The organism is Natrialba magadii ATCC 43099, from assembly GCF_000025625.1.
GTDB lineage: Archaea > Halobacteriota > Halobacteria > Halobacteriales > Natrialbaceae > Natrialba > Natrialba magadii.
The window spans coordinates 2,733,944-2,757,916 of record NC_013922.1 but is presented as its reverse complement, the minus strand read 5'-3'; the positions used below and the strand labels follow the sequence as shown (position 1 = coordinate 2,757,916).

General features: G+C 61.2%; 24 protein-coding genes. 15 read left to right on the top strand and 9 right to left on the bottom strand.

From position 1 onward, the window contains the following. Nucleotides 1–44: 44 nt before the first annotated feature. On the bottom strand, nucleotides 45–1,520 hold the full coding sequence (gene tgtA / locus NMAG_RS12875) for a tRNA guanosine(15) transglycosylase TgtA (protein WP_004215077.1): 1,476 nt from the start codon (nucleotides 1,518–1,520) through the stop codon (nucleotides 45–47). Nucleotides 1,521–1,810: 290 nt separating this feature from the next. On the opposite strand from tgtA, the gene NMAG_RS12870 reads away from it, so the two are divergent. Beyond that, nucleotides 1,811–4,258 carry a hypothetical protein gene (locus NMAG_RS12870; RefSeq protein WP_004215078.1) on the top strand — a complete coding sequence of 816 codons (2,448 nt, stop codon included), beginning with the start codon at nucleotides 1,811–1,813 and terminating at the stop codon, nucleotides 4,256–4,258. 718 nt (nucleotides 4,259–4,976) lie between these two features. Next, nucleotides 4,977–6,539: a hypothetical protein gene (locus tag NMAG_RS12865; protein WP_004215080.1), complete on the top strand. Its 1,563-nt coding sequence runs from the start codon at nucleotides 4,977–4,979 to the stop codon at nucleotides 6,537–6,539. 357 nt (nucleotides 6,540–6,896) lie between these two features. Here the strand turns inward: NMAG_RS12865 and NMAG_RS12860 are convergent, their stop codons facing one another. Then, nucleotides 6,897–7,451, bottom strand: coding sequence for an NUDIX hydrolase (locus NMAG_RS12860; protein ID WP_004215081.1), 555 nt, complete (start codon nucleotides 7,449–7,451; stop codon nucleotides 6,897–6,899). A gap of 188 nt (nucleotides 7,452–7,639) precedes the next feature. Here NMAG_RS12860 and NMAG_RS12855 point away from each other — a divergent pair, with 188 nt between their 5' ends. Together NMAG_RS12855 and NMAG_RS12850 are read left to right on the top strand one after the other, a co-directional pair. Continuing rightward, nucleotides 7,640–7,915, top strand: a complete 276-nt coding sequence (locus NMAG_RS12855; RefSeq protein WP_004215082.1) for a PadR family transcriptional regulator — start codon at nucleotides 7,640–7,642, stop codon at nucleotides 7,913–7,915. 152 nt (nucleotides 7,916–8,067) lie between these two features. Then, nucleotides 8,068–8,994, top strand: coding sequence for a hypothetical protein (locus tag NMAG_RS12850; protein WP_004215083.1), 927 nt, complete (start codon nucleotides 8,068–8,070; stop codon nucleotides 8,992–8,994). Between the two features lie 131 nt (nucleotides 8,995–9,125). Here the strand turns inward: NMAG_RS12850 and NMAG_RS12845 are convergent, their stop codons facing one another. Continuing rightward, nucleotides 9,126–9,494, bottom strand: a complete 369-nt coding sequence (locus tag NMAG_RS12845) for a hypothetical protein (protein ID WP_004215085.1) — start codon at nucleotides 9,492–9,494, stop codon at nucleotides 9,126–9,128. Between the two features lie 169 nt (nucleotides 9,495–9,663). Here NMAG_RS12845 and NMAG_RS12840 point away from each other — a divergent pair, with 169 nt between their 5' ends. The 5 genes from NMAG_RS12840 to NMAG_RS12820 all read left to right on the top strand — a co-directional run bounded on the left by NMAG_RS12840 (nucleotide 9,664) and on the right by NMAG_RS12820 (nucleotide 12,265). Continuing rightward, nucleotides 9,664–9,999, top strand: coding sequence for a ubiquitin-like small modifier protein 1 (locus NMAG_RS12840; RefSeq protein ID WP_004215087.1), 336 nt, complete (start codon nucleotides 9,664–9,666; stop codon nucleotides 9,997–9,999). Between the two features lie 201 nt (nucleotides 10,000–10,200). Further along, entirely contained in the window at nucleotides 10,201–11,142 is a 942-nt protein-coding gene (locus NMAG_RS12835; protein WP_004215089.1) for an AzlC family ABC transporter permease, read from the top strand. Next, nucleotides 11,132–11,449 carry an AzlD family protein gene (locus NMAG_RS12830; RefSeq protein WP_004215090.1) on the top strand — a complete coding sequence of 106 codons (318 nt, stop codon included), beginning with the start codon at nucleotides 11,132–11,134 and terminating at the stop codon, nucleotides 11,447–11,449. The genes NMAG_RS12835 and NMAG_RS12830 overlap by 11 nt, the downstream gene beginning before the upstream one ends. Before the next feature lie 66 nt (nucleotides 11,450–11,515). Beyond that, nucleotides 11,516–11,902 carry a hypothetical protein gene (locus tag NMAG_RS12825; protein WP_004215092.1) on the top strand — a complete coding sequence of 129 codons (387 nt, stop codon included), beginning with the start codon at nucleotides 11,516–11,518 and terminating at the stop codon, nucleotides 11,900–11,902. Further along, the gene (locus tag NMAG_RS12820; RefSeq protein ID WP_004215094.1) at nucleotides 11,903–12,265 is read left to right on the top strand and encodes a hypothetical protein; all 363 of its coding nucleotides are present in this window, start codon (nucleotides 11,903–11,905) and stop codon (nucleotides 12,263–12,265) included. A gap of 160 nt (nucleotides 12,266–12,425) precedes the next feature. Here NMAG_RS12820 and NMAG_RS12815 read toward each other — a convergent pair whose 3' ends face one another. From NMAG_RS12815 to NMAG_RS12800, 4 genes are all read right to left on the bottom strand, one after another. After that, the gene (locus tag NMAG_RS12815) at nucleotides 12,426–12,830 is read right to left on the bottom strand and encodes a carboxymuconolactone decarboxylase family protein (RefSeq protein WP_012996706.1); all 405 of its coding nucleotides are present in this window, start codon (nucleotides 12,828–12,830) and stop codon (nucleotides 12,426–12,428) included. 148 nt (nucleotides 12,831–12,978) lie between these two features. Beyond that, entirely contained in the window at nucleotides 12,979–13,662 is a 684-nt protein-coding gene (locus tag NMAG_RS12810; RefSeq protein WP_004215096.1) for a hypothetical protein, read from the bottom strand. A gap of 143 nt (nucleotides 13,663–13,805) precedes the next feature. After that, complete coding sequence (locus NMAG_RS12805; protein ID WP_004215097.1) at nucleotides 13,806–15,734, bottom strand: aldehyde ferredoxin oxidoreductase family protein; 1,929 nt, start codon at nucleotides 15,732–15,734, stop codon at nucleotides 13,806–13,808. 286 nt (nucleotides 15,735–16,020) lie between these two features. After that, nucleotides 16,021–16,209, bottom strand: a complete 189-nt coding sequence (locus tag NMAG_RS12800; protein ID WP_004215098.1) for a DUF1328 family protein — start codon at nucleotides 16,207–16,209, stop codon at nucleotides 16,021–16,023. A gap of 223 nt (nucleotides 16,210–16,432) precedes the next feature. Here NMAG_RS12800 and NMAG_RS12795 point away from each other — a divergent pair, with 223 nt between their 5' ends. The 6 genes from NMAG_RS12795 (at nucleotide 16,433) to NMAG_RS12770 (ending at nucleotide 22,803) form a co-directional block, all read left to right on the top strand. Beyond that, on the top strand, nucleotides 16,433–16,936 hold the full coding sequence (locus tag NMAG_RS12795) for an acyl-CoA thioesterase (RefSeq protein ID WP_004215099.1): 504 nt from the start codon (nucleotides 16,433–16,435) through the stop codon (nucleotides 16,934–16,936). Nucleotides 16,937–17,151: 215 nt separating this feature from the next. After that, nucleotides 17,152–17,682 carry a transcriptional regulator NrdR gene (gene nrdR / locus NMAG_RS12790; protein WP_004215101.1) on the top strand — a complete coding sequence of 177 codons (531 nt, stop codon included), beginning with the start codon at nucleotides 17,152–17,154 and terminating at the stop codon, nucleotides 17,680–17,682. Continuing rightward, a complete protein-coding gene (locus tag NMAG_RS12785; RefSeq protein ID WP_004215103.1) occupies nucleotides 17,679–20,189 on the top strand; it encodes a ribonucleoside-diphosphate reductase subunit alpha in 2,511 nt (836 codons plus the stop codon). Before nrdR ends, NMAG_RS12785 begins: the two co-directional genes overlap by 4 nt. 43 nt (nucleotides 20,190–20,232) lie before the next feature. Then, nucleotides 20,233–21,225 carry a ribonucleotide-diphosphate reductase subunit beta gene (locus NMAG_RS12780; RefSeq protein ID WP_004215105.1) on the top strand — a complete coding sequence of 331 codons (993 nt, stop codon included), beginning with the start codon at nucleotides 20,233–20,235 and terminating at the stop codon, nucleotides 21,223–21,225. A gap of 182 nt (nucleotides 21,226–21,407) precedes the next feature. Then, complete coding sequence (locus NMAG_RS12775; RefSeq protein WP_004215107.1) at nucleotides 21,408–21,596, top strand: HVO_0649 family zinc finger protein; 189 nt, start codon at nucleotides 21,408–21,410, stop codon at nucleotides 21,594–21,596. 106 nt (nucleotides 21,597–21,702) lie between these two features. Then, a complete protein-coding gene (locus tag NMAG_RS12770) occupies nucleotides 21,703–22,803 on the top strand; it encodes an archaeosine biosynthesis radical SAM protein RaSEA (RefSeq protein WP_004215109.1) in 1,101 nt (366 codons plus the stop codon). Between the two features lie 31 nt (nucleotides 22,804–22,834). Here NMAG_RS12770 and NMAG_RS12765 read toward each other — a convergent pair whose 3' ends face one another. Together NMAG_RS12765 and purQ are read right to left on the bottom strand one after the other, a co-directional pair. Next, nucleotides 22,835–23,236 carry a VOC family protein gene (locus NMAG_RS12765; RefSeq protein WP_004215110.1) on the bottom strand — a complete coding sequence of 134 codons (402 nt, stop codon included), beginning with the start codon at nucleotides 23,234–23,236 and terminating at the stop codon, nucleotides 22,835–22,837. 45 nt (nucleotides 23,237–23,281) lie between these two features. Continuing rightward, nucleotides 23,282–23,962, bottom strand: a complete 681-nt coding sequence (purQ, locus tag NMAG_RS12760; protein ID WP_004215111.1) for a phosphoribosylformylglycinamidine synthase I — start codon at nucleotides 23,960–23,962, stop codon at nucleotides 23,282–23,284. Nucleotides 23,963–23,973 lie beyond the last annotated feature (11 nt).

The following is a 23,973-nucleotide window of genomic DNA, read 5'->3' as shown; positions in this document are numbered from 1 at the left end:
AGAGCAGTGGACCAGACTGTCGAGAATGACGATCACTCTCACTCTCACTCGTCGTCGAGATCCACCAGTTCAACTGTCGCTGGTACTGTCTCGAGTACCGCCGCGGGCCAGCCCCGGTGTGCCAGCGTGAACGCTGTGTCCGGATTCGCCTCGACCAGGCGTGTGACGCCGTCTGCAGCGGCTGCAATCGCGGCGCGGTCCGTCCGATCCGGCACCTCGGCCGTGAGCGGATAGCTCTTCGAGAGCGCTCGCGGGAACGGACCGAACGGCGGTTCGACACGCCAGGAATCGTCGAACTCGTCGCCTCGCGGGGCGTCTCCCTCTGTCAGGAGCAGCGAGTCCGGCACCGAGAGCCGGTCGAGTCGCTGGTGGTGTCGCAGGACCTCGGGGCGTCGCGCACTCTCGTGGGACGTGTAGAAGAACGCGCCCTTCGAGACGGGATCCGTCTGCTCGAGTGCCGCCGCGTGGTCGAGCAGTGCCCGGTAGCCGTCGAGCATCGTCGGGTGGGCGCGAGCGCGCTGTTCGACGAGTTCGAGCAGGTTGCCGGCACGGATGGCCTGCTTGATACGTCGGATTTCCGCGAACGTGACGTGGAGGTTATGGGCGGCGAGCTCTGTTTCGCGCTCCTTGTCCGGGAGTTCACGGATGTCAGACGGCGAGTTGGCGGCACAGACGGGACACGAGCAGGGGAAATATGACAGGTCATCGAGATTCCGAGTGCCGCGAACGGTGAGGTAGCGGTCATCGCGCGCGTAGAGCGCATATGCCGCGGAGTCAAAGAGGTCACAGCCCATCGCAGCGGCGAGTGCGAACATCATGGGGTGGCCGGCACCGAAGAGGTGAACCGGTGCGTCAGCACCCAGGCCACGCTTTGCGGCGGCAACGGCGTCGACCACGTCGTCGTAGCGGTAGTCGTTCATCAGCGGGACGACCGCGCCGACTGGGAAGACGTCGAGCTCCGTCGCGTCGGCGTGGCGGCCCGCCTCTTCCCGGAGATCCGGGTAGGTCGATCCCTGGACAGGTGCGGTAACGAGCATCTCGCCCGTGTCCACGTCTTCGGCGGCTTCGAGGCGTTCCTGTGTCGTCGCGAGTTCCTCCTCCGCCCGCTCGCGGGGGACGTCCGGCGGCGTCGGGATGTCGACCGGCGTGCCGATATCCGAGCCAATCGCGTGCTGAAATTCCAGGATCTCCTCCGTGGTGACGTCGATATCGCCGTACTCGGCGAGCTGGAACGAGCCCGAGTCAGTCATGATCGCCCCCGGGAAGTCGAGCAGTTCGTGGAGGCCTTTCTCGAGTGCCTCCTCGCGGACGTCGTCGGTGCCGTGGATGATATAGGAGTTCGTGATGAGAATTTCAGCGCCGAACTCGTCGGCGAGCCGACGGGGGCTGATCGTATCCAGATTCGGGTTGATCACCGGCAGGAGGGCGGGCGTTTCGACGGTGGTGTCGGCTCTCGGAACGGTGAGCTCGCCAAGCCGGCCGCCAGCGTCGGTCTCCCGGATTTCGAAGCACTCGCGCATCGACAGTGTGTTGACGAGCGAACCGGTAAACGTTCCGTTCTCCGGGCGTCCGTGGACAGGGAGGCCGGTGACTGGGCGTCAACAGCGAACTCCGGTTGGCGATGGCAAGCGATCTGTCGTCTGCACTAGCTGCTAGCTACAGCACGATACTTGCGACGGATGACAGTCATGACAACAGTCATGAATGGGTCATTAGCGACGATTGCAGGGGTTCTAACTAGCATTTCCATCCAGACATGACTGAAACAGTCAGCTTGTTTTAGCCGCTCGCGGGGGGAACCACCGGGCGCATGGTTTCACGATCACAGCAACTCGGTGTTGTCTTCGTGGCGCTCCTGGTCGCGCTGTCGGGGGGTCCTGCCCTCGCTGGCGGATCGGGACCAGCCGCAGACGACACTGAGGACGGAGACATGGGCGCGACGGTCGAGAACGCACAGGTAGGCACACTCGAGTTAGATGAGGTTACGGTAGAGGAGGCGACGATCGAGGAGTTGACCATCGAACAGTTCGACGTTGACGACGAGCAACTGCATGCGTTGCTTGACGATGAGCATGTAGACGCCGACGAGCCCGGTGTAGATGACGATGCGGCTGATGCTGACGGGCTCGATGATGAGACTGGCGTTGACGACGCTGATGACGAACTCGACGAGAACGGTGTCGACGACGCTGATGACGAGTACGAGGATAACGGCGTTGCTGATGATGAATACGACGACAATGGCGTCGAAGACAATGGTGTCGAGGACGACGAATACGACGAGAACGGCGTTGAGGACACCGACGAGGTAGACGAGAACGGTGTCGACGACGCTGACGAGATGGACCACGTCACCATCTCCGACATCCAGATCGACCAGCTCGTTCTGACTGACGTCTCCATCGAGGACGTTGAACTCGAGGACGAGATGATGGATGAGGATGTCGAGGACGAGGCAGATGAGGACATCGTTGTCGACGAGGATGAGGCCGTCGACGACGATGAACTCGACGAGAACGGCGTTGACGATGCCGACGACGAGTACGAAGATGACGAACTCGACGAGAACGGTGTCGACGCTGCCGACGAGTACGAGGACAATGGCGTCGAAGACAACGGTGTTGACGACGCTGACGACGAGTACGAAGATGACGAACTCGACGAGAACGGCGTCGATGACGCCGACGACCACGACCTCTTCGACGAGGACGCTGACGAACTAACCGTCCAGGAACTCACCATCGAATCGATGACCGTTGCACAGCTCACCATCGACGAACTCGTCGTCGAAGACGAGATGGCCGATGACGAGCTGGATGACGGTGTCGACGAAGAAGCGGACGACGAACTGGCGGATGATGAGGATGACGAGCTGGTCGACGACGATGAGATGGCAGACGATGATGACATGATGGATGACGACGAGACTGCCATCGATGCGGATGACGAGATGGTCGACGAGGACGACGAGATGGTCGACGATGAGGAGGCAACTGACGACGAGGAACACACCGGTGCCTGTTGCGGTGCAGCGGATGACGAGGACGGCGTTGACGACGACCTCGACGAGAACGGCGTTGACGATGCCGACGACGAGTACGAAGATGACGACCTCGACGAGAACGGTGTCGACGATGCCGACGAGTACGATGACAACGGTGTCGAAGACAACGACGTCGACGATACCGACGACACTGAAGTAGACGACAACGGTGTCGAAGACACCGAGGAAACGGTCCACGAAATCGGCCACCTCACGATCCAGCAGTTCACCACCACTGAACTCACCGTCGAATCGATGACCGTCAGCGCCATGGATGACGAGATGGATGACGGTGTCGAAACCGACGACGCTAACGACGAATACGAAACTGACGAGAACGGTATCGACGATGCTGACGACGAGTACGAGGACAACGGCGTTGACGACGCTGACGACGAGTACGAGGACAACGGTGTCGAAGACACCGAGGAAGCCGTCCACGAAATCAGCCAGCTCACGATCCAGCAGTTCACCGTCGACGAACTCACCGTCGAATCGATGAGCGTCAGCGCCATCGACGAGATGCATGATGGCGTCGAAGTCGACGATGAACTCGACGAACCTGACGAGGAAGCTGCACCCGACGAGACTGACGACGAGTATGAAACTGACGAGAACGACGTTGCTGTCGACGATGATGACGAGGCAGTGACCGAGTGCAACGTCGATGAGGCTGACGACGAGCACGCGGACAAGGACGACAAAGCTGCCCACGATGACGAGTACGATGACAAAGCTGCCCACGATGGCGAGTACGATGACAAAGCCGCCCACGATGACGAGTACGACGACAAACAGGACGAACACGTTGACGACGACTACGCTGAGGAAGACGACCACGCGGAGAACGCCGTTGACGCTGACGACGAGTACGACGACAACGGAATCGAAGACAACGGTGTCGACGATACTGGCGACGCTGACGTAGACGACAACGGTGTCGAGGACGACGAAACCGCCGTCGATGACAACGGCATCGACGATACCGATACCGACGAGATGACCATCGAATCACTCTACGTCTCGTCGATCACCGTCGGTGACGCGACTGCCGACAGCATCTCGGTTGGCGAGATAACCGGAGCCGAGGACGAGTACGATGACGAACTCGACGATGCCGAGGATGACGACTACGACGACAACGACTACGACGACAACGACTACGACGACAACGACTACGACGACAACGACGAAGAGTACGCACTCGCCGTCTAACGCGAACTAAGGCGAAACCGAGACGAGAGGCGGTCCAGCCAGACGACCGGCACCGACCGCTTCCCGGTCGACCCGCCGGCCAGTTGTCGGCGATTCTATTTTTGGACTGCAATCCTCGGACAGTGTCCGTTCCCCTATCCGAGCAGCCCGTCCGTGCGCTAGTCCCAATTGCCCCTATTCACACACTGTTCACACCACTGTCGTGCGATCAGGTGCACAGTGGCTCGCAGTGACTCCTCTCCTTGCAGCCTCGAGTTCTGTCGTTCTGATCCACACCCCTTGCCGGCTCTATAGTAACAACTGCAACTAGTTACACACTGATCGCCGAGCAGGCTGGCGATCAGGTGTGCAGTGACTTGCAGTGGCTACTATAGTCCTGCGCTGGCTGTCCGCGAGCCGGCCGACTGACTCGCTCTACTCGAGTCCACGCCACCACTGGAACAATCCGTGCTCGTGTCGTTCATGGGTTGAGTACAGTCATCGGACATGTACTGAGCGGCGGTAAATGAGTGCTTCCGATAATCAAGTGGCAGCCGCAGGCACAAACGCAATTCAGTTCAAACGGGTGCCCGAAATCGTCGCCGAAAACGTACTCGAAACCTGAGATAATGAACGAGTGATTAGCGACTCTTGCACGAATTCTAACTGGACTTTTCGCTGCGATAAGCCTGTAACAGTCGGCTCGTTTTAGCCAATAGTAGGGGGTATGTCAGTCCGCATGGTTTCACGACCACAACAGATCGGAGTCGTCTTCGTTGCACTGCTGGTCGCCCTCTCGGGGGGTCCTGCCCTCGCAGGCGCGACAGCACCTGCCGCAGACGACACCGGAGACATGAGCGCAACACTCGAGGACGTACAGGTAGACACACTCGATCTTGACAACGTCACGATCGAGAACGCCACTATCGAGGAACTGAACGTCGACCAGTTCGACGTTGACGACGAGGAGCTTGAAGAGGAACTGGACGATAACGACGAAGCAGATGACGAGGACAACGGCGTCGACGATAACGACGACGTCGCTGACGACGAGAACGGCGTCGATGACAACGACGACGCCAACGCGGACGATACTGACAACGGTGTCGATGACGCTGACAACGGCGTCGACGACAATGACGACGCTGAGTCCGTCATGATCTCTGACATCGAGATCGAGCACCTCGAACTCGAGGACGTCTCGATCGAGGACCTCGAACTCGATGACGATGAGATGGATGATGCGGAAATGGACGACGAGGCTGACGCCGACGACGAGAACGGCGTCGACGACGAAAACGATGACGCTGACAACGGCGTCGACGACAACGACGACACCAACGCGGACGATGAGGACAACGGTGTCGACAATGACGACAACGGCGTCGATGACAACGACGACATGGCTGACGACGACGAGGCCACTGACGACGAGTTCGACCTCTTCGATGAGGACGCTGACGAGCTAACCGTCCACGAACTCACCATCGAGACCATGGATGTCGATGAGATGACGATCGACAACCTGGAGATCGAGGATGACGACGGTATCCTCGACCAGGTCGGTGACTTCTTCGAGGGCCTCTTCAACGATGACGACGAGAACGACGAGGCAGATGACGAGGACAACGGCGTCGATGATAACGACGATGCCGCTGACGACGACGCCGCTGACGACGACGCCGCTGACGACGATAACGGCGTCGACGACGAAAACGAAGAGAATGACGATGGCGTCGTTGACGACGAAGACGACGCAAACGGTGAGGAACTCGAGCACCTGACCATCGAGCAGTTCGATGTTGACGAGGTCACCATCGACTCGATGACGGTCGAGTCACTCGAGGAAGCCGACGATGACGAGACCGACGACACCGAAGTAGATGACGAAGACAACGGTGTCGACGATGAGGACAACGGCGTCGATGACGACGAAAACGGCGTCGATGACGAGGACGACGAGATGGCCGATGACGATAACGGCGTCGACGACGAAAACCACGAGGATGACGCAGATGACGAGAACGATGTCGCTGACGACGAAAACGACATGAACGATGAGGAGACCGTCTCGCACGCGAGCGCATCCTCGATTTCGATCGGTGACGCAACCGCAGAAACCGTCACGCTCGGTGACGCGTCCGACCTCGAGGACGTGACCGACGATGACGAGATGGACGATGACGAGATGGACGATGACGAGATGGACGATGACGAGATGGACGACGACGATGAGATGAACGATGACGATGGGATGGACGACGATAACGACGACCAGAACTCCATCGCGATCCTGGGCTAAGCTGACGCCGCAGCTCCCATCCAGGAGCCGCTGAACGCAAACGCACCGACGCGTCCCTGCACCCATTCGGCACCGGCGTGCCATCGGCACGCCCGGTCCTGAGTTAGTATTTTTTCGCGCATCACGCGCCACACCGGCATCACGTATCCGCTACTGTACTGTCCTCTCACCACACCCAAAACAGACTCATACAGTAGCGACGGCGACGGCGCACGTAGCCCTCACACGAAGCGATCGCCACAGTAGGCTAGGCTACAATCGCCGGCCGACGGCAGTCAGTCTTGCAGTCTCTTGCACTGAGGGCGGGTAGTATTGTACTGCCCGTCGCCCACGACCACGCTGTGCCCGCTGCTCACGCTACTCAGTTTCCTCCTGAAGCTGATAGTACGACAGCGCAAGCGCCAGCCGGCCATCTCGAATGTCGCCAGCCAGCAGGGACTCGAGTACCGTCTCGAAGGCGACCGGTTCGACGCGGATGCTTTCGTTGTGGTCGAGTTCCTGTTCAGCCGTTGGTTGACAGTCCTCGGCGACGAAGACGTGCAACACGGAGTCGGCGATGCCATTGGCGGGTTCGACCGTGACGAGCGGTTCCATGCGGTCGGCCTCGTAGCCGGTTTCCTCGCGGAGTTCGCGGCGGGCAGCGGCTTCGAGGTCGGTGTCGTCGGGTTCGGTGCCGCCGACGGGGAGGCCACGATTGACACGGGCGACAGCCTGTCGCCACTCGTCGATGCAGACGACGTCGCCGTCGGGTGTGAACGGGAGGATGCAGACGCTCGACGGTTCGGAGAGATAATCGAAGTCGGTTTCGGTGCCGTCGGGCAATCGAACGGACTCGTTAACGATATCGAAGCCCGGACAGGTGTATGCTACCTCTCGATCGGTGGTTTCCCAGGCAAGCGGATCGGTCGGCATACCGACCGGTACGGCGCAGTCTGTCAAAAACGCGGCGTCACGGTGGGTGACGATATCCAACTCAAATCCATCACCGGCTAAATCGACGGGTGGATGGACTATGCGGTCCGTTCTGCCGCCCTCAGCGGTCGTACAGACTCTATAACAAAGCCACGAATGGATGAAGGTTGCAATTCAGAGGATGATCCATGGATCAGTTAACCGGATTCCAGCGTGATTTGCTGTACGTAATCGCAGGGAAGGATCGACCGTCGGGCCAGCAGATTCTCGACGATATCAATCGATATATCGACCAGCCGGTCACTCACGGACGGCTGTATCCGAATCTCGATACACTCGTCGAGAAACAGCTCGTCGAGAAAGGGCAACTCGACCGCCGGACGAACTACTACGCATTGACACCGAAAGGACGACGGATTTTGCAACGCCGTCAGGAGTGGGTCAACCAGTACGTCGACGTCTGAACGAGCTCCTGACGAGTTTCAGGCACTTTCACAGACGGACTCGTCTGTCACTCACTGTTCTGACTCACCGCTGTCTCACCGTCGACTCTCTGACTCCCCGCCCGTGACACCCGTACCTACTTGTGCGTCTGGGCCGGTCGTCAGACTGGCCAATGACGGGACAGACACGCGATGCGATCGCTCGCTGGGCACTCCTGACGGGGAACCGTCTTCAGGTCGCCGTCGTCACACTGGCTGTTCTCGCTCTTGTCATCGGCTTCGCTGGTGTCGGCGTCGTCCGAGAGAATCAGTCGCCGCTGTACTACCTGCTCAGCAGCCTCGTCGCCGGCAACATAACACTCATCACTGTTGTCGTCTCGATCAACCAACTCGTCATCTCCCGTGACTTCGGTACACCAGCCGAACTCCAGCGTGAGATCCGTGAGACGCTCGCTTTTCACCATCGCGCAACGAACGGCTCGTCGGCATCCCTCTCGCCTGCCGGTTTCCTCCGAGCCGCGGTCGCCGATCTCGACGCGACACTCGCCGACCTCGGCACTGGTGTCCCAGCAAACACACCGTTTCAGGAGTCATTACTCTCCGTTCGGGAGCGCCTACAGACCCACACCGACCGCGTTTCAGCGCGTCTCGGCACCGATGACGACAGTCTCCGTACCGTCGTCCTCGCCATCTATCCCGTCCGCTACCTCGACTATGTACAGGAGATCTACTCGATTCAGGCGGCCCATACTGCACCCAGCCCTGCCGAAACTGACGACCGCCTCGCCAAAACTGTGGTCGCACTCGAGTCCCTCGACATCGCGCGGTACTACTTTCTCTCGATGTACATCCAGCAGGAACTCTCGCGGCTGTCGCGGTTGCTCGTCTACGCGGGGCTTCCAGCGATTGCGCTGGCCGGCGGTTCCCTGATTCACCTCAGTGGGTACGACGGTGGTGCGACGTTGTCGTCGCTGTCTGTTTCGATTGTGACGGGGACGATTCTCGTCGGACTGTTTCCGATTGCGTTGCTCGCGGCTGCAGTACTTCGGATTTCGACGATTGCACAGTCGATTTCGATTACGCCGTTCGATCCGGACTGATGCGGATTCTGTGGCGTGCTGGCTGTGATTAGTTCCCGGGTTGAGCGATTACGGGTAGCAGATCACAACAGACTGGCTGAAAAGGTGGGTGTTGTCGGCTGTGCTGGTCCGCCAGTGGTGTTGGGTTTCGATCAGGTGTCGTCTTCGCCGTCTTCGTCGTCCCCGTCGTCCCCGTCGTCTTCGTCTGCACCCCCATCGTCCTCATCATCTTCGTCAGCGCCGTTATCATCACCGTTGTCTTCGTCCGCATCCTCGTCGGCACCATTCTCTTCATCACCGTTCTCGTCGTCCGCCACACCGGTCCCTGCCTCCTCGTTCTCGTCCTCGTCGTCATCTTCATCATCAATATCTTGCCCGTTGCCCGTCCCCTCCTCGGCTTCCGGTTCGCCGTTCTCGTCTTCGGGTTCGGTATCGCCACATCCAGCGATGAGCATCGTCGACACCGTTGCACCAGCCAGTCCGAGCAGCTGTCGCCGCGTTTGGTCACGATCAGAAGCCATACCCGTTCTTCTCTACCAACGCGAATAAACGCTGAGCCGACACCTGCGTGCCTGCAGCGCCGTCGCTGCGGAGTCTCTCCCGCTTCTGCGATGCGAAACCGCCGGCGTGTCCACCGTCGCGGGTGTCAGCGTGACCCCCACTTATGTCGACTCCGCTCAAGTAGCAACCATGGAACTCACACTCCGCTTCTTTGCGACGTACCGCGACGCAGTCGGCGAAAAGGAACGAACCCGAACCGTCGACGACGATGCAACTGTCGGCGACGTCCTTGCCGACCTCGAGTCGCAGTACGACGGCCTCGACGGACAGCTACTCGAGTCCGACGAGATTCGCCCGCAGTTGAGTGTGCTCAAGAACGGGCGAGACGTGACGCACATGGCTGGAGCTGAGACTGTACTCGAGGACGGCGACGTTGTGTCGGTGTTTCCACCGGTAGCGGGTGGTGGTGCTGGTGGTGGTGGTGCTGGTGGTGGTGCTGGTAGTGACAGTGGGTCATCCTTGTGAGCGACCGGTCGGTTATTGGCTGAGGTGGTGCTGGTGGTGGTGCGGTGAGCCACTGAGGCAGTAGATGCGTGTGAGACTGGTGCCGGTGACCACCAGTTTGGCGGGCTGCGTTGAACTCCCGAAGATATACAGCTGCGCCGTCCGGCGATTCCGAGAACACTTTACGCGTTGGCCCGCCGAGAGTGAGCGAAGAGTGATCGAATGGAAATAGACCCGGAGACTGACGCGTATTCCGATCAGGAACGATCTAGACGGGAAACTGACGAGACGGCCGAGTGCGCGGCGGAGTCGGGTGTGGTGGCTGAAACTGAATCTACTGGAGCTAAGGGCAAGTCCAATAGCAGAGCCGAACGCGAGTCCGATGACGGGGCCGAGAGGGTGCCCGGTACCGGGACCGAACCTGAATCAGACTCGAATTCTGGGCACGTCTCACGCACCAGCGCGAATCCAGACCCCGAGACCGTCACGTTCGGCTGGGAAGGCATTCGAACCGGCTTTCTCACCTGTCTTCCCGTCGCGCTCGGCGTCGGCGGCTACGGCATCGCCTTTGGCGTGCTCGCTAACCAGGCTGGCTTGAGCGTCGCCGAAGCCGCGCTGATGAGCGCGACTGTCGTCGCCGGGGCCTCACAGATCGTCGCCGTCGAACTCTGGGCCGATCCGATTCCGATCGCTGCGGTGCTCGTCACGACGTTCGCGATCAACCTTCGATACTCGCTGATGGGCGCAGCGCTCCAGCCGTGGTTCAAGCACCTCTCGGCGGCGAAGGTGTATGGCAGCCTCTTCGTCATGGCTGACGAGAACTGGGCGCTGACGATGCGAAATCTCCGATCAGGGGCCGGATACGGCGCGTTCTTGCTCGGTAGCGGATTCGCTGTCTGGCTCTTCTGGGTGAGTGCGACCGTCATTGGTGCCGTCGCCGGCGGCGTCGTCGGCGATCCGACCGAGTACGGCTTCGACTTCATTCTCGCGGCCGTCTTCCTCGCACTTGCCGCCGAACTCTGGGAAGGCAAATCCTCGCTCGTCCCGTGGACCGTCGCGCTCGCAGTCGCTATCGTCGCAGCAGAACTCGTCCCGGGCCGATGGTACATTCTGCTCGGCGGCCTCGCAGCGGCCGCCGTCGAGGTGATTCGCTATGATCAGTGACGCGCTCTCGCTCGACCCGCTCGTCGTCGGCGTCGTCCTCGCGATGGCTGCCGTCACGGTTCTCACCAAGGTCGGCGGCATCTGGATCGTCCGCCGCTTCGAACTCAGCGAGCGATTCGAGGCCGGGCTGAACGTCCTCCCGGGCGCGATCGTGATCGCCGTTCTTGGCCCGGAACTCGCGAACGGCGGCCCGGCGGAGTGGGGTGCCGCAGCCGTCGTTCTGGTCGTCATGTGGCGCACCGAGAGCATTCTGCTCGCGCTCTGTGCGGGTGTGCTTTCGGTCGTGGGCTTCAGAGCGTTACTCTAATGCGACAGCGGCGTGGACAGCGGATCGCCGACGCGCCTTTATGATCTCTGCGAGTACATAGTCCGTATGACCCGCCGTATCGAACGCTCCTTTCGGGGAATCTCCGAGCGGCTCGCGATTCGGTACCTGACAAATCTCGGCGGCGAGCGCGTCGAATCGGCAGCCGAGGCCACGCCCACGCCCACGCCCACGCCCACACGCACACCCGATCACGACAGTGTGGATTCCGACTACGAACGCGACGACGACCACGACCACGATGCACCCCGCGACGGCACACCGCCAACCGTCGTGGGTGACACCTGGCAAGCGACGCTCTCTTCAGAGTCCGTCCAGATCGGGCCGACGCTCACGCTAACCGAGGTCACGGTCGTCTTCGAAGGCCAGGAATCTGCCCCACTCGAGACGCTCGTCGAGGACTTCGCCCAGAAAGCCATGCGCGCGGGTGGTTAGATGACCGAACCCGGTGATCCAATAGAGGGTCAGATCCTCCTGCTCACGGCCGCCAAAGCGAGTGTCCCGCCGGAGCGCCTTCCCAACCTCGTCGACCGAGCGCAGACACTCCTTGCACCCCGACGCGAACGCTACCGCCGCGAGTTCGAGCGCGTGTTCGCCGATGACGATCACGAAGCCTTTCTCGTCGCATGGGGTCACTGGGACGACCTCGGCGAGGAACTCGAGTTGACCGAGCGAGAGACGGCAGCGGTTCGGCGGGCACACGAGGAGCAGGTGCGTCGAATCGGTCGCCGGCAGGATCGTGAAGAGGAGTTCGAGACGGCGTTCGAGATTCGGGAGCCGGTGCTTATCGCGCGGTAACTGTTTTGGCTCTGGTGTCTTCTCTCCGCCACTCTCTCCGAAGAAGCTGCTGGCGGCGCCCCTCCCGTGCAGCCGCCAGTTGAATCGGGTCGTACTCGAGTCGCCTCGAATTCCTTCGAATTTCCTCGCTCACAGACCACCACTTTCTCACTCTCTCGACTCAGTCGGCACCGGCCGGCGCTGCCTCTTGTTCCTTGAGGTGGTCGACGGTTTCGGCCGTCTCGGCGACGAACTCGTCCATGTCGATCTCGTTGCCGTGCAGGGTCGTCGAGAAGTACCGGGTCGAACTGGCGAGTGAGACGGCCTCCTCGAGTTCGTCCTCGCTCACGTCGGCCAGCCGTGCTTCCTCGCGGTGGAAGTGCGTGCAGTACGGACACGAGATGGCGGCGGCGACGCCGACACCGATGAGTCCTTTCTCGCGCGGTGAGAGCTCCGTCTCGCCGAGCGTGAGGTCTCGGAAGATCCCCCAGCTGTGGTCGCTTGCAGGTGCTGCAATGGTTTCCATCCAGCTTGGTACCTGACCGAGTATCTGTTCGATTTCCGCCTGGGTTTCTGGTGTTGCCATGGTCGTGACCTCCACCGAGTGAGACGCGCTGCTGTCGTAGGTAGGTATTTGTTGACATTGGTGCAGTGGCTGCCCGGCGTGCACGAGGTGCACTCGAGTCGGTGGGTGCGTTTGGGTCACTGCATGCGAACCGAACGGTGTGTCGTCGCTATTGCTCCCGTCGGTGTTGGTCTGTCCGTTGTTGTTCCGGCCGTCGCTGTTGTTCCGGCCGTCGCTGCTCGCCAGCCGACGCGATCCACTCCGGCACCACCGCGACGACGGGCGCTGGGAGCCGCTCTAGCAGCCACTCACCCAGTCGAGCCAGCGGCTGTCTGAGCGCGGCATACCCGATAGAAACCAGAAGCAACACCACGACCGCCGTCTCGATCGTGGCGCTCGCGTCGAAGACGAACAGCGCGGGAAACGCGAGCACCGCCGCCAGCGCGAGATCTGATGGCGCACCATCGTAGTGAATCCAGCGCCGCGGCGCGAGCCACCGGCCGTGATAGTGGCTGTAGACTGCCCGGTCCGAGGTGCCGAGCCAGGGTTTGAACTCGAGTCCGCAGCCAAAGAGATCCATAACGGAGTGCAGGCCGGCAGCGACGAGGAAGACGGCGAGCGCGACGGTGAGGTCACTCGGTGCGAGAACGGCGGCGAGCGACGCGGGCGCGGCGAGCACCCAGTAGTAGACGGGAAAGTGAAGCGTGCGACGATGGCCTGCCGCGAGGTCGAAATCGGGAAAGAGGCCGCCGAGAATCGCGGCGACGGCGGCGATGGTGCCGAACGCGGGGGAGACGGTCGCGATGGCGGCGGCGAGCGCGAGCCCGGCAAGGGCGTGGGTCGTGGCCATCATCGTGCGTCTATCCGTGATTGGGATGGGGCTGGTATAGCAGCATCGGGTTCTGTGTTTGTGGCCGGATTCCTGCGGCTGTCACAGTGCTCCGGACAGGACACAGCACCACAATCGCGCTGGGATGGAAAAATTGCAGGAGGTGATCAGTCGTCTGCCGGTGCCGGCGAATCGCCCGCAGAGACACCCGTCCCCGGCCCAATATCGATCTCGAGGGCTTCGAGTTTCTCGTCGGGGACGACGCCGTCGACCCAGCCGCGGTGGTCGTAGTACTCTTCTTTCATCTCGTCGAGTTCGCAGAACTCGCCCTCGCTCGCGCCCTGCCCGGGGATGCCGTCCTCGCCCTCGAGGAAGCGCGCCGGGAGCGAGTCGTCAGCGCCGTCGAAGCCGACGAGGTTGTTGTAGTAGCGCTCCAAGTTGTAGATGCGTTCGCCAGCTTCGAGCAGTTCCTCCTCGCTAACGTCGAGGCCCGTCATGCCGTTGTACTGGAGGACGTACTCTTCGATTCCCTCCGCGAAGGCGTTGAACTTGCAGATGTCGAACGAATCGCTGATGGCGTGCAGATCCTGGAAGGCGGCGGTGAGTTCGCCCTTCCCCTCGTACTCGTAGGGGTCGACCTTCTCCGGAATGCCCAGAATCTCTGCGGCGGGCGTGTATCCGCGCAGGTGACAGGCCCCCCGGTTCGAGGTGGCGTAGCCAATGCCCATTCCTTTCATGCAGCGCGGGTCGTAGGCCGCGATCGTCTGGCCCTTCACCGCGAGGGAGTTGTCGTGAGCCTCCTTGCGATCCGCGACGCGGCGTGGCCCCTCCGCGAGCAGGTCCGCGAGGTCATCCTCGCGGTGGGCGATCCGCTCGATCATGTCGATCATGGTCTCCGTGTCGCCCCACTCGAGTTCACCCTCGTCAGTGAGTTTGCCCTCCTCGGACATCTCCATGGCCATCGCCATCATGTTGCCCGTCTCGATGGTATCGACGCCCATGTCGTTACAGCGCTCGAGCATGAGCGCGACGGCGTCGCGGTCGGTGTGGCCGGAGTTCGGACCGAGCGCGTAGGCGGATTCGTACTCGTAGGATTCGGTGCGGACGTTCATCTCCTCGCCCTTGTGCATCGCCTGGACTTCGACTTCCTTCTTGCAGGCGACCGGACAGGAGTGGCAGGTCGGTTCGTCGACGAGAATGTTCTCGCGGACGTTCTCTCCGGAGACGCGTTCTGCGTCGATGTCGACGCCTTCCGCGTCGCGCATAGCCTCAGTCGAGGTGTAGCGGCCGTTTTTCGTCGGCAGACCGTCCATCTCCTCGCCGATGTTCATCAGGACGTTCGTCCCGTACATCGAGAGGCCGCCCTCGTTCGGCGCGGTGACTTCGGATTCCGTGATCGCCTGCATCGCCTGCTGGTGGCCCTCGCGGAACGTCTCCTGATCGGCCGGCTGGGGCATCTTCGTCGTCGACTTGATGACGATCGCCTTGAGGTTCTTCGACCCCATGACACAGCCCGTGCCGCCGCGGCCCGAGGCACGGTCGTCCTCGTTCATGATACAGGCGTACTTGACCTCGTTCTCGCCACCAGGGCCGATGGCCATCAGCGAGAGGTTCTTTCCATAGCTGCCGTCGACCTCCTCCTCGAGTTGGTCGCGGGTCTCGTGGACGCCCAGCCCCCAGAGGTGGCTGGCGTCGCGGAGTTCGACCTCGCCGTCTTCGACGTAGGCGTAGACGGGGTCGTCGGCCTCGCCTTCGACCAGTAGGCCGTCGAAGCCGGCCCACTTCAGGCGCGCGCCGGACCAGCCGCCGTGATGGCTGTCGGTGACGGTGCCGGTCAGTGGTGACTTCGTACAGACGGCGATCCGGCCGCTCATCGTCACCTGTGTCCCCGAGAGTGGTCCGTTCATGAACGCGAGCAGGTTGTCCGGTCCGAGCGGATCGACGTCCGGCCCCTGTTCGAACACGTGCTTTACACCCAGTCCGCGTGCACCGATATACTTCCGTGCGTCTTCCTCGTCAATCGACTCGTAGCCGACCGAGCCGTCGGACAGATCGATGCGTGCGAGCCGGTCCTGAAAACCGCCGAGTTCGGTCATGGTAATCTCTCTCCCTTTAATAGGCGCCCCAGGTTGTTAGTTGTTCACACCCATCCGTAACGGGTTTCGGTTACGGCGATAGTTGCGGCGTTTGGGCCCACGGTTCCCACGGTTCGACTGTCGGTTCTGGCACCATCGCTATCGAAGGGGGTACGGATTACCGATCACTCTTGATGCGGGTCGTTGTAGCGTGTTGCCGGTGATCACCGTCTCGTCGGAATGATCACCGGTAATGAACGACAGCGGGCCGTATGAGAGCCCCGCCGCGAACCGCTGAGAGCGAGGTTTATAACAGGAGTGCGACGATCGCCAGCACGATGAACACCAGCACGAAGATTCGTGCGATCTCCATCGAAATTCCGGCGACGCCTCGCGCACCGACGGCGGCTGCAACGATCGCGAGGACGAAGAAGACAATTGCCCAGTACAGGAATCCATCGCCGGCGAGCTGGAGCGGTGGCGCGAATTCGAACATGAATTCGGGTATCGCCATGACCCCACATAAACGCCGAGGACCGTCAATCACAGTTTGTGACGCTAACTGCGGGCTACAGTACAGTAAGGTCAGCTTCCAGCTGCTCGGCGTGTTCCTCGGGTTGCAACAGGTCGAACTGGGACTCTCGCAGCAACCAATACAAATGAACTTTCACTAGAGAAAATTAGGTAGTATTTTGTAGGCCCTCTGTCGACGACAATGCATGCCAGTTGACCAATCGCAGGATTCCACAGCCACACTTGAGCGATCGTACACGGAGATGAGTGAAATTCTGATGCCGAACGAGACGAACAACCTTGGCCGAGCACTTGGTGGATCAGTACTTCACTGGATGGACATCTGCGGTGCAATTGCTGCGCGACGGTTCTCTCGCTGTCAGGTCGTGACGGCGGCGATGGACCACGTCGATTTCATCGCTGCGATCGACCTCGGCGATATTGTGACGACGACCGGGTACGTGTTCGAGACCGGTCACACGAGTATGGATGTCAAAGTCGATGTCCACGCCGAACGTCCTGAGAGCGGACAACGAACTGAAGCGGCAACATCGTTTTTCAGCTTTGTCGCGCTCGATGCGGAAGAGACGCCTGCCAGCGTCCCTGACCTTCGCTGTCCGTCGGACGCACAGCAAGAACTTCGTGCGATCGCGCTGGAACAGCGGCGAGCTCGCCGCCGGGAACTCGCAGATCGAACGCCGGATCACTAGTCGTCTACAGCCACAGCCCATATTTTGTGACGTTCTTCGATCCGACTCCGGCAGCGTTTCTCGTCCTGTTCGTCCAAGAAACACAAGTGAATTTTCACTCGTGAAAGTGAGTTTGGTAAGTTTTATGTACCAGTCGATGACACCAGATATTGCGGCTGCTGCAGCTCTCACCCGCTCTGTAGGGGTCGTACCAGCGGCGGTGCCCAGTGACAACTATGAACTGCCCGGACTGCACCCACGACCGAACACGAGTCATCGACACTGAGGCGAGAACCGGCGGAACAGCCGTCCGACGGCGTCGCGAGTGTCGGTGCTGTTCGTTCCGATTTACAACCTACGAACGACCTGCGTGGGATTCCCTGCAGGTGAAGAAACGCGACGGCGCCCTCGAACCGTTCGACCGAGCGAAACTCCGTGCGGGAATCGAACGAGCCGTCGAGAAACGCGACGTCACCGACACGACCGTCACGTCGCTCATCGACCAGGTCGAGGCGACGCTGCAAGAACGGGAGACGCGACTCGTCTCGTCGAACCGGATCGGCGAACTCGTTTCAGCGCAGTTACGCGAGGTCGACGTTGTCGCGTACATCCGCTTCGTTTCGGTCTACAAGGCGTTCTCCGATCCCGAAGCGTTCCGGCGTGAACTCGACGCTGTCCTCGACGGGACCAGTGGCGTCGATGAGGGCCAGTCGCCGCAACCGACGACCGAGACAGACAACTACCACTCTGACACGACGAATCCATGAGTCACCACCAACAGCAATCGACTGCACAGACTATCGATATCGAATCAGTACTCGACCGAGCGCAGACGGGGACCGAGGAAGTGCTTTCACCAGCGGAACGAGACCAGCTAGCCACCGAAATCGAACGCAACCTCTACGACGGTGCATCTCCCGACGAGTGCTATCAGGCCATCCTCCAGGCACTCACCGCACGCATCGAGCGAGAACCGACGTACAAACAACTCGCCGCCGCCGTCTTTCGCCAACGCTACTATCGAACCGTTCTCGGCGAGGACCTCACGGGCGCTGCACTCGAGACGGCCTACCGCGACACGTTCGTCACCAACCTCGAACGAGCCGTCGAACTCGATTTGCTCGACGAACGACTCCTCGAGCGCTTCGATCTCGAGAAACTGGCAGCGGCTCTCGAACTCGAACGCGACGAGCAGTTCGAATACATGGCGATGGAGACGCTGACCCAGCGGTACTTCCTCAAAACCGAGGAGAACGGCGAGCACCTCGAACTCCCGCAAGCGTTCTGGATGCGGGTCGCGATGGGACTCGCACTCGAGGAGGACGACCCACAACAGCGGGCGCTGGAGTTCTACGACGTGCTCTCGGCACTCGAGTTCACGCCGTCGACGCCGACGCTGTTCCACAGCGGGTCGACCCATCCACAGCTGTCGTCGTGCTATCTGACGACGGTACAAGATAGTCTCGAGAACATCTTCGACTCGTACAAGCACCACGCACAGCTCTCGAAGTGGAGCGGCGGGCTCGGAAATGACTGGACGAACCTTCGGTCTGCGGGCGCGCTGATCGAGAGTACGGGCGTCGAGTCGACTGGTGTGGTGCCGTTCCTTCGGATCAGCAACGACGTGACCTCGGCGATCAACCGGTCGGGGAAACGCCGCGGTGCGGCGTGTGCGTACCTCGCCTGCTGGCACCTGGATTTCCCCGCGTTCACGGACCTGAAGCGAAATACCGGCGACGAGCGCCGCCGCACGCCGGACATGAACACTGCCGCGTGGATTCCGGACCTCTTCATGAAGCGCGTCGAGGCCGACGAGGAGTGGACGCTGTTCAGCCCCGACGAGGTGCCGGAGCTGCACGACCTGTCGGGTGAGGCGTTCGAGGAGCGCTACTGCGAGTACGAGCGACAGGCCGACAACGGCGAACTCAGGCAGTACGAACGCGTCGACGCGGCAGAACTCTGGCGGACGATGCTCACACGGCTGTTCGAGACGGGCCATCCGTGGCTGACGTTCAAAGACCCCTGCAACGTCCGCTCGCCACAGGACCACGTCGGAACGGTCCACTCCTCGAACCTCTGTACGGAGATTACGCTCAACACGAGCGCGGACGAACACGCCGTCTGCAACCTCGGCAGCGTGAATCTCGCCACACACGTCTCCGACGGCGAACTCGACCGCGAACACCTCGCAGACACCATCGAGACGGCGATGCGGATGCTCGACAACGTCGTCGATCTGTGTTTCTATCCGACCGAGGAAGCGAAGCGTTCGAACATGCGCCACCGACCGGTCGGACTCGGGACGATGGGATTCCACGACGCACTGATGGAACTCGGCATTCCGATGGACTCGGAAGACGCGGTCGAAGCAGCCAACCGCTGGCAGGAGTTCGTCTCCTACCACGCCATCCTGAACTCGTCGAAACTCGCCGGCGAGCGTGGGGCCTACCCCTCCTACGAGGGCTCGAAGTGGGACCGCGGCCTCCTGCCACAGGATACCGTCGACCTCCTCGAGGACGAACGCGACCGCGAGATTCCGACCGACCGCGAGGAGACACTCGAGTGGGCCACTGTCCGCGAGCACGTTGCCGAACACGGAATGCGAAACTCGAACACGATGGCGATCGCGCCGACCGCAACTGTCTCCACGATCAACGGGACGACGCCGTCTATCGAGCCGATCTACTCGAATCTCTACGTAAAGTCCAACATGTCGGGTGATTTCACGGTTATCAACGACAAGCTCGTCGCGGATCTGAAGGCACGCGACCGCTGGGACGACGAGATGGTCGACCGACTCAAATTCCACGACGGGTCCGTACAGGAGATTGATACTGTCCCGGACGACCTCCAGGAGCTGTACCGTGGCGCGTTCGAGATCGATCCCCGCCACCAGCTTCGGCTCACTGCTCACCGACAGACGTGGATCGACCAGTCGGTCTCTCACAACGTCTTTTTCCCGTCGACTGACGGCTCGCTCCTCGACGATGTCTACCGGACCGCCTGGGAACTCGGGCTGAAGACGACGTACTATCTCCGCACGCTCGGGGCCTCCCAGATCGAGAAGTCGACGCTTGACATGGGCGAGTACGGGAAGACCCAGCACCGAGATAGCGATTCGGCTGCGCGGTTCGATGGTGATGATGACGACAGCACCAACACCGACTCTGACCCTGATCCCGGCTCCGGCTCCGACACCGACTCTGACTCCGATCCCGGCTCCGGAGACGAACTCTGCCGCGTCGACGATCCAACCTGTGAGGCCTGCCAGTAGCGCACCGTCTCGAAACCATCACTGCACACGAACACAACCACAGATGCCGATCATCAACACCGACGCCGAACACGATCCGAACAAGATCCTCCCGATCGACTACGACTGGGCACGCGAGTACTACGAAGCGGGAGTGAACAACAACTGGGTCCCCGAGGAGATTCCGATGCAAGACGACGTCTCCCAGTGGAACGGCGACGCGCTCTCCGACGCCGAACGCCAGCTCGTCGAGTGGAACCTCGGCTTCTTCTCGACGGCCGAGTCGCTCACCGCGAACAACATCGTCCTCGCGGTGTACGACCACGTCACCGCCCCAGAGTGTCGCCAGTACCTGCTCCGACAGGCCTACGAGGAGGCGATCCACACGGACACGTTCATCTACTGCTGTGACTCGCTCGGATTCGAACCGGACTACATGTACGGCATGTACGACCGCATTCCGTCTATCGCAGAGAAAGACGAGTTCGTCATCGACCTTACTCGAGTCATCAATCAGAACGGGTTCGTCATCGAGACCGACGAAGACCTCCGGGACTTCATTCGCGACCTCGTGGGGTTCTACGTCATTATGGAGGGGATCTTCTTCTACGCCGGCTTCGCCATGATGCTCGGACTCAAACGCCAGAACAAGATGGTGGGGATCGGCCAGCAGTTCGAGTACATCATGCGCGACGAATCCCTCCACGTTGGATTCGGCGTCGACCTCATCGACCAGATTCGGATGGAGAATCCGGACGTCTGGACCGATGCGTTCGGCGACGAGGTAGTTGAACTGATCACCGAAGCGGTCGAGCTAGAGAAAATCTACGCTTACGAGGCGTGCCCGGACGAGATACTCGGGATGAGCGCCGATCAGTTCGCGGAGTACGTCGAGCATATCGCCGACCGCAGACTGGGACAGCTCGACCTCCCGACGCAGTACGGGACGGATAACCCGTTCCCGTGGCTCTCCGAACAGGTCGATCTCAACAAGGAGAAAAACTTCTTCGAGACGCAGGTGACCGAATACCAGAGCGGCGGCAGTCTCGACTGGTAGTCCCATAGGACGCTCTTACAGCGGAGTTTCGCCGGCGTCCAGCAGCACCTCAGCAACAGTTTCCTATCGCAATATCTGATTTATCGAACTGTCCTGTTCGCCCAAACCGTTGTCTCTCTGATCAGTGAGGTTCCTAACGGGTACCCCCGGTGGTTAAGTCGTACCACGACCTATGATAGCACATGTCTACCTACCGCTCCCCCTTTGACCGACTCCGGGCGAAGTTCGACGAGGCCGAACTCGAGTGCCGGAAGTGTGGGTTCCACGACGAGAGCGGCGGGTGGCAGGTCAATTCGTCGGGTAGCCGCGTCCAGTACCGATTCGTCTGTCCGTCCTGCGATGCGGTCGAGACGCGGGAGATGCGGCTCTGAGTCGCCGTCGAGCCGTCGTGGAAGCGACGCTGTCGCTATTGTCGAGCGCGTATAGCAGCAGGTCCAGACGAAGGCGCTTTAGGCGCTGGCCCGCTTTGTCCTCCCAATGAGTCAACCCACGCCCGAGGTCTACGAGCAGGGCAAGGGCATGGACGCCCACAATCAGGTAATGCGGGAGATTCGCTCGCGCAAGGAGGCGAGCTACGACCCCCACGAGCCGACCCGCGTCTGGCTGGACGAGGACAACACCCCCACTGGCGTCAAGCAGAGCCTGACGATCATTCTGAACACCGGCGGCTGTCGCTGGGCACGCGCCGGTGGCTGTACGATGTGTGGCTACGTCGCCGAGAGTGTCGACGGCGGCAGCGTCAGTCACGAGGCACTGATGAATCAGATCGACGTCTGCCTCGAGCACGAGGCGGAAAATGGCGACGAACCCGCCGAACTCATCAAGATCTACACCTCCGGTTCGTTCCTCGACGAGCGCGAAGTCGGCGCAGAAACCCGTCGCGCGATCGCCGACACCTTCGCCGACCGCGAGCGCATGGTCGTCGAATCCCTGCCGGATTTCGTCGACCGGGAGAAGATCGGCGACTTCACCCAGCACGGCGTCGACACCGACGTCGCGATCGGTCTCGAGACGGCCACGGATCGCGTGCGTCACGACTGCGTGAACAAGTACTTCGATTTCGCGGACTTCGAGGACGCCTGCGCCGAGGCTGCCGCTGCCGACGAGGAGGCCGGCGACACAGCCGACGCCGGCATCAAGGCCTACCTGCTGATGAAGCCACCGTTCCTCACGGAGTCCGACGCTGTCGAGGACATGATCTCCTCTGTCGAACGCTGTGCCGCCGTCGAGGGCTGTCACACCGTCTCGATGAACCCGTGTAACGTCCAGCGCTACACGATGGTCGACGACCTCTATTTCAACGACGGCTACCGTCCGCCGTGGCTCTGGTCTGTCGCACACGTACTCGAGGAGACCGCCGATGTCGACGCCATCGTCGTTTCGGACCCGGTCGGTCACGGCTCGGACCGCGGGCCGCACAACTGCCAGGAGTGTGACGATCTCGTCCAGAAGGCGATCAAGGATTTCGACCTGCGACAGGATCCCACCGTTTTCGAGCAGGTCTCGTGTGAGTGCGAGCGGACGTGGGAGGTCGTGATGGAGCGCGAGCGGAGTTTTAACCAGCCGCTGACTCGATAGCGGCTCGTTCTTCTCGAAAATTGGTCTTGTATCACTCCGCAGTGAGCGGCGGATACGCGACTTCCCAGAGGTGTTCATCGGGGTCCGCAAAATAACCCGAATAGCCGCCCCAGAAGACCTCTTGTGCTACCTTCACCACCCGTCCACCGGCGTCTTCCGCTCGTTCCAGAATCGTATCTACTTCCGTCTTCGAGGAGACGTTGTGTGCCAGCGTAACGCCGGAAAACCCGTTCCCATCGTCCAAAACGGTGGCATCTTCGGCGAGACGATCGCGCGGGTAGATGGCCAACCACGTTCCCTCGAGTGGGAAGAACGCAACATCGCCGTCCGGGTCGCGCTCGCGCATCGGGAACCCGAGTCCGTCTCGGTAAAACTGGATCGAGTCCTCGATATCCGAGACGCCGAGCGTAACGAGCGTGATTTTCGGGTCCATACGGACGGCCCAACGTCGTCCGCGGTGATAATGGTACCTCGTCTGTCAGGCCGATTTGAAGCCGCGCAGCACGCCCTGCCCGTCCGTCGGCCCCACGTCGGGGAGCGTCGCGCGCTCGGGGTGGGGCATCAACACGGCGACGGTCTCGCGGTCACCGAGAATTCCCGCGACGTTGTGTTTTGAGCCGTTTGGATTCGCTTCGGCGCTTGGCTCGCCGTCCTCGTCGCAGTACCGAAAGAGCACGCGGTCGTCGTCCTCGAGTTCGGCGAGTCGCTCCTCACTGATCTCGTAGCGACCTTCGCCGTGAGCGATCGGGATCTCGATGACGTCGCCCTCGTCGTAGGCAGCGGTCCACGGCGTGTCGTCGCGCTCGACGCGGAGATAGACGTGCTCACACTGGAAGCGGGCGCTCTCGTTGGTCGTGAACACGCCGTCGGTGAGGCCGGACTCGCAGCCGACCTGCGCACCGTTGCAGACGCCGAGGACGGGCGTGCCGTCGGCTGCAGCCTCGCGAACCTCTGCCATGATCGGCGAGCGAGCCGCCATCGCGCCTGCGCGGAGGTAGTCGCCGTAGGAGAAGCCGCCGGGGAGGACGATGCCCGACGTGTCTGCCGGGAGGCCGTCCTCGTGCCAGACGATTTCGGCGTCGATGTCGAGGTGGGCGAGGGCGCGCTCGGCGTCGCGGTCGCAGTTCGAGCCGCCGAACCTGATGATCGAAACCGTCACAGTCGACACCC

Bases quoted from the DNA above. Each gene is read 5' to 3' on its own strand.
- NMAG_RS12850 (WP_004215083.1), top strand. From the start codon at position 8,068: ATGACGGGACAGACACGCGATGCGATCGCTCGCTGGGCACTCCTGACG.
- NMAG_RS12845 (WP_004215085.1), bottom strand. From the start codon at position 9,494: ATGGCTTCTGATCGTGACCAAACGCGGCGACAGCTGCTCGGACTGGCT.
- nrdR (WP_004215101.1), top strand. From the start codon at position 17,152: ATGAACTGCCCGGACTGCACCCACGACCGAACACGAGTCATCGACACT.
- NMAG_RS12830 (WP_004215090.1), top strand. From the start codon at position 11,132: ATGATCAGTGACGCGCTCTCGCTCGACCCGCTCGTCGTCGGCGTCGTC.
- NMAG_RS12780 (WP_004215105.1), top strand. From the start codon at position 20,233: ATGCCGATCATCAACACCGACGCCGAACACGATCCGAACAAGATCCTC.
- NMAG_RS12865 (WP_004215080.1), top strand. From the start codon at position 4,977: ATGGTTTCACGACCACAACAGATCGGAGTCGTCTTCGTTGCACTGCTG.
- NMAG_RS12785 (WP_004215103.1), top strand. From the start codon at position 17,679: ATGAGTCACCACCAACAGCAATCGACTGCACAGACTATCGATATCGAA.
- NMAG_RS12835 (WP_004215089.1), top strand. From the start codon at position 10,201: ATGGAAATAGACCCGGAGACTGACGCGTATTCCGATCAGGAACGATCT.
- NMAG_RS12775 (WP_004215107.1), top strand. From the start codon at position 21,408: ATGTCTACCTACCGCTCCCCCTTTGACCGACTCCGGGCGAAGTTCGAC.
- NMAG_RS12860 (WP_004215081.1), bottom strand. From the start codon at position 7,451: ATGCCGACCGATCCGCTTGCCTGGGAAACCACCGATCGAGAGGTAGCA.
- NMAG_RS12800 (WP_004215098.1), bottom strand. From the start codon at position 16,209: ATGTTCGAATTCGCGCCACCGCTCCAGCTCGCCGGCGATGGATTCCTG.
- NMAG_RS12855 (WP_004215082.1), top strand. From the start codon at position 7,640: ATGGATCAGTTAACCGGATTCCAGCGTGATTTGCTGTACGTAATCGCA.
- NMAG_RS12870 (WP_004215078.1), top strand. From the start codon at position 1,811: ATGGTTTCACGATCACAGCAACTCGGTGTTGTCTTCGTGGCGCTCCTG.
- NMAG_RS12795 (WP_004215099.1), top strand. From the start codon at position 16,433: ATGCCAGTTGACCAATCGCAGGATTCCACAGCCACACTTGAGCGATCG.
- NMAG_RS12770 (WP_004215109.1), top strand. From the start codon at position 21,703: ATGAGTCAACCCACGCCCGAGGTCTACGAGCAGGGCAAGGGCATGGAC.
- NMAG_RS12840 (WP_004215087.1), top strand. From the start codon at position 9,664: ATGGAACTCACACTCCGCTTCTTTGCGACGTACCGCGACGCAGTCGGC.
- NMAG_RS12815 (WP_012996706.1), bottom strand. From the start codon at position 12,830: ATGGCAACACCAGAAACCCAGGCGGAAATCGAACAGATACTCGGTCAG.
- NMAG_RS12825 (WP_004215092.1), top strand. From the start codon at position 11,516: ATGACCCGCCGTATCGAACGCTCCTTTCGGGGAATCTCCGAGCGGCTC.
- NMAG_RS12810 (WP_004215096.1), bottom strand. From the start codon at position 13,662: ATGATGGCCACGACCCACGCCCTTGCCGGGCTCGCGCTCGCCGCCGCC.
- NMAG_RS12805 (WP_004215097.1), bottom strand. From the start codon at position 15,734: ATGACCGAACTCGGCGGTTTTCAGGACCGGCTCGCACGCATCGATCTG.
- NMAG_RS12765 (WP_004215110.1), bottom strand. From the start codon at position 23,236: ATGGACCCGAAAATCACGCTCGTTACGCTCGGCGTCTCGGATATCGAG.
- NMAG_RS12820 (WP_004215094.1), top strand. From the start codon at position 11,903: ATGACCGAACCCGGTGATCCAATAGAGGGTCAGATCCTCCTGCTCACG.
- tgtA (WP_004215077.1), bottom strand. From the start codon at position 1,520: ATGCGCGAGTGCTTCGAAATCCGGGAGACCGACGCTGGCGGCCGGCTT.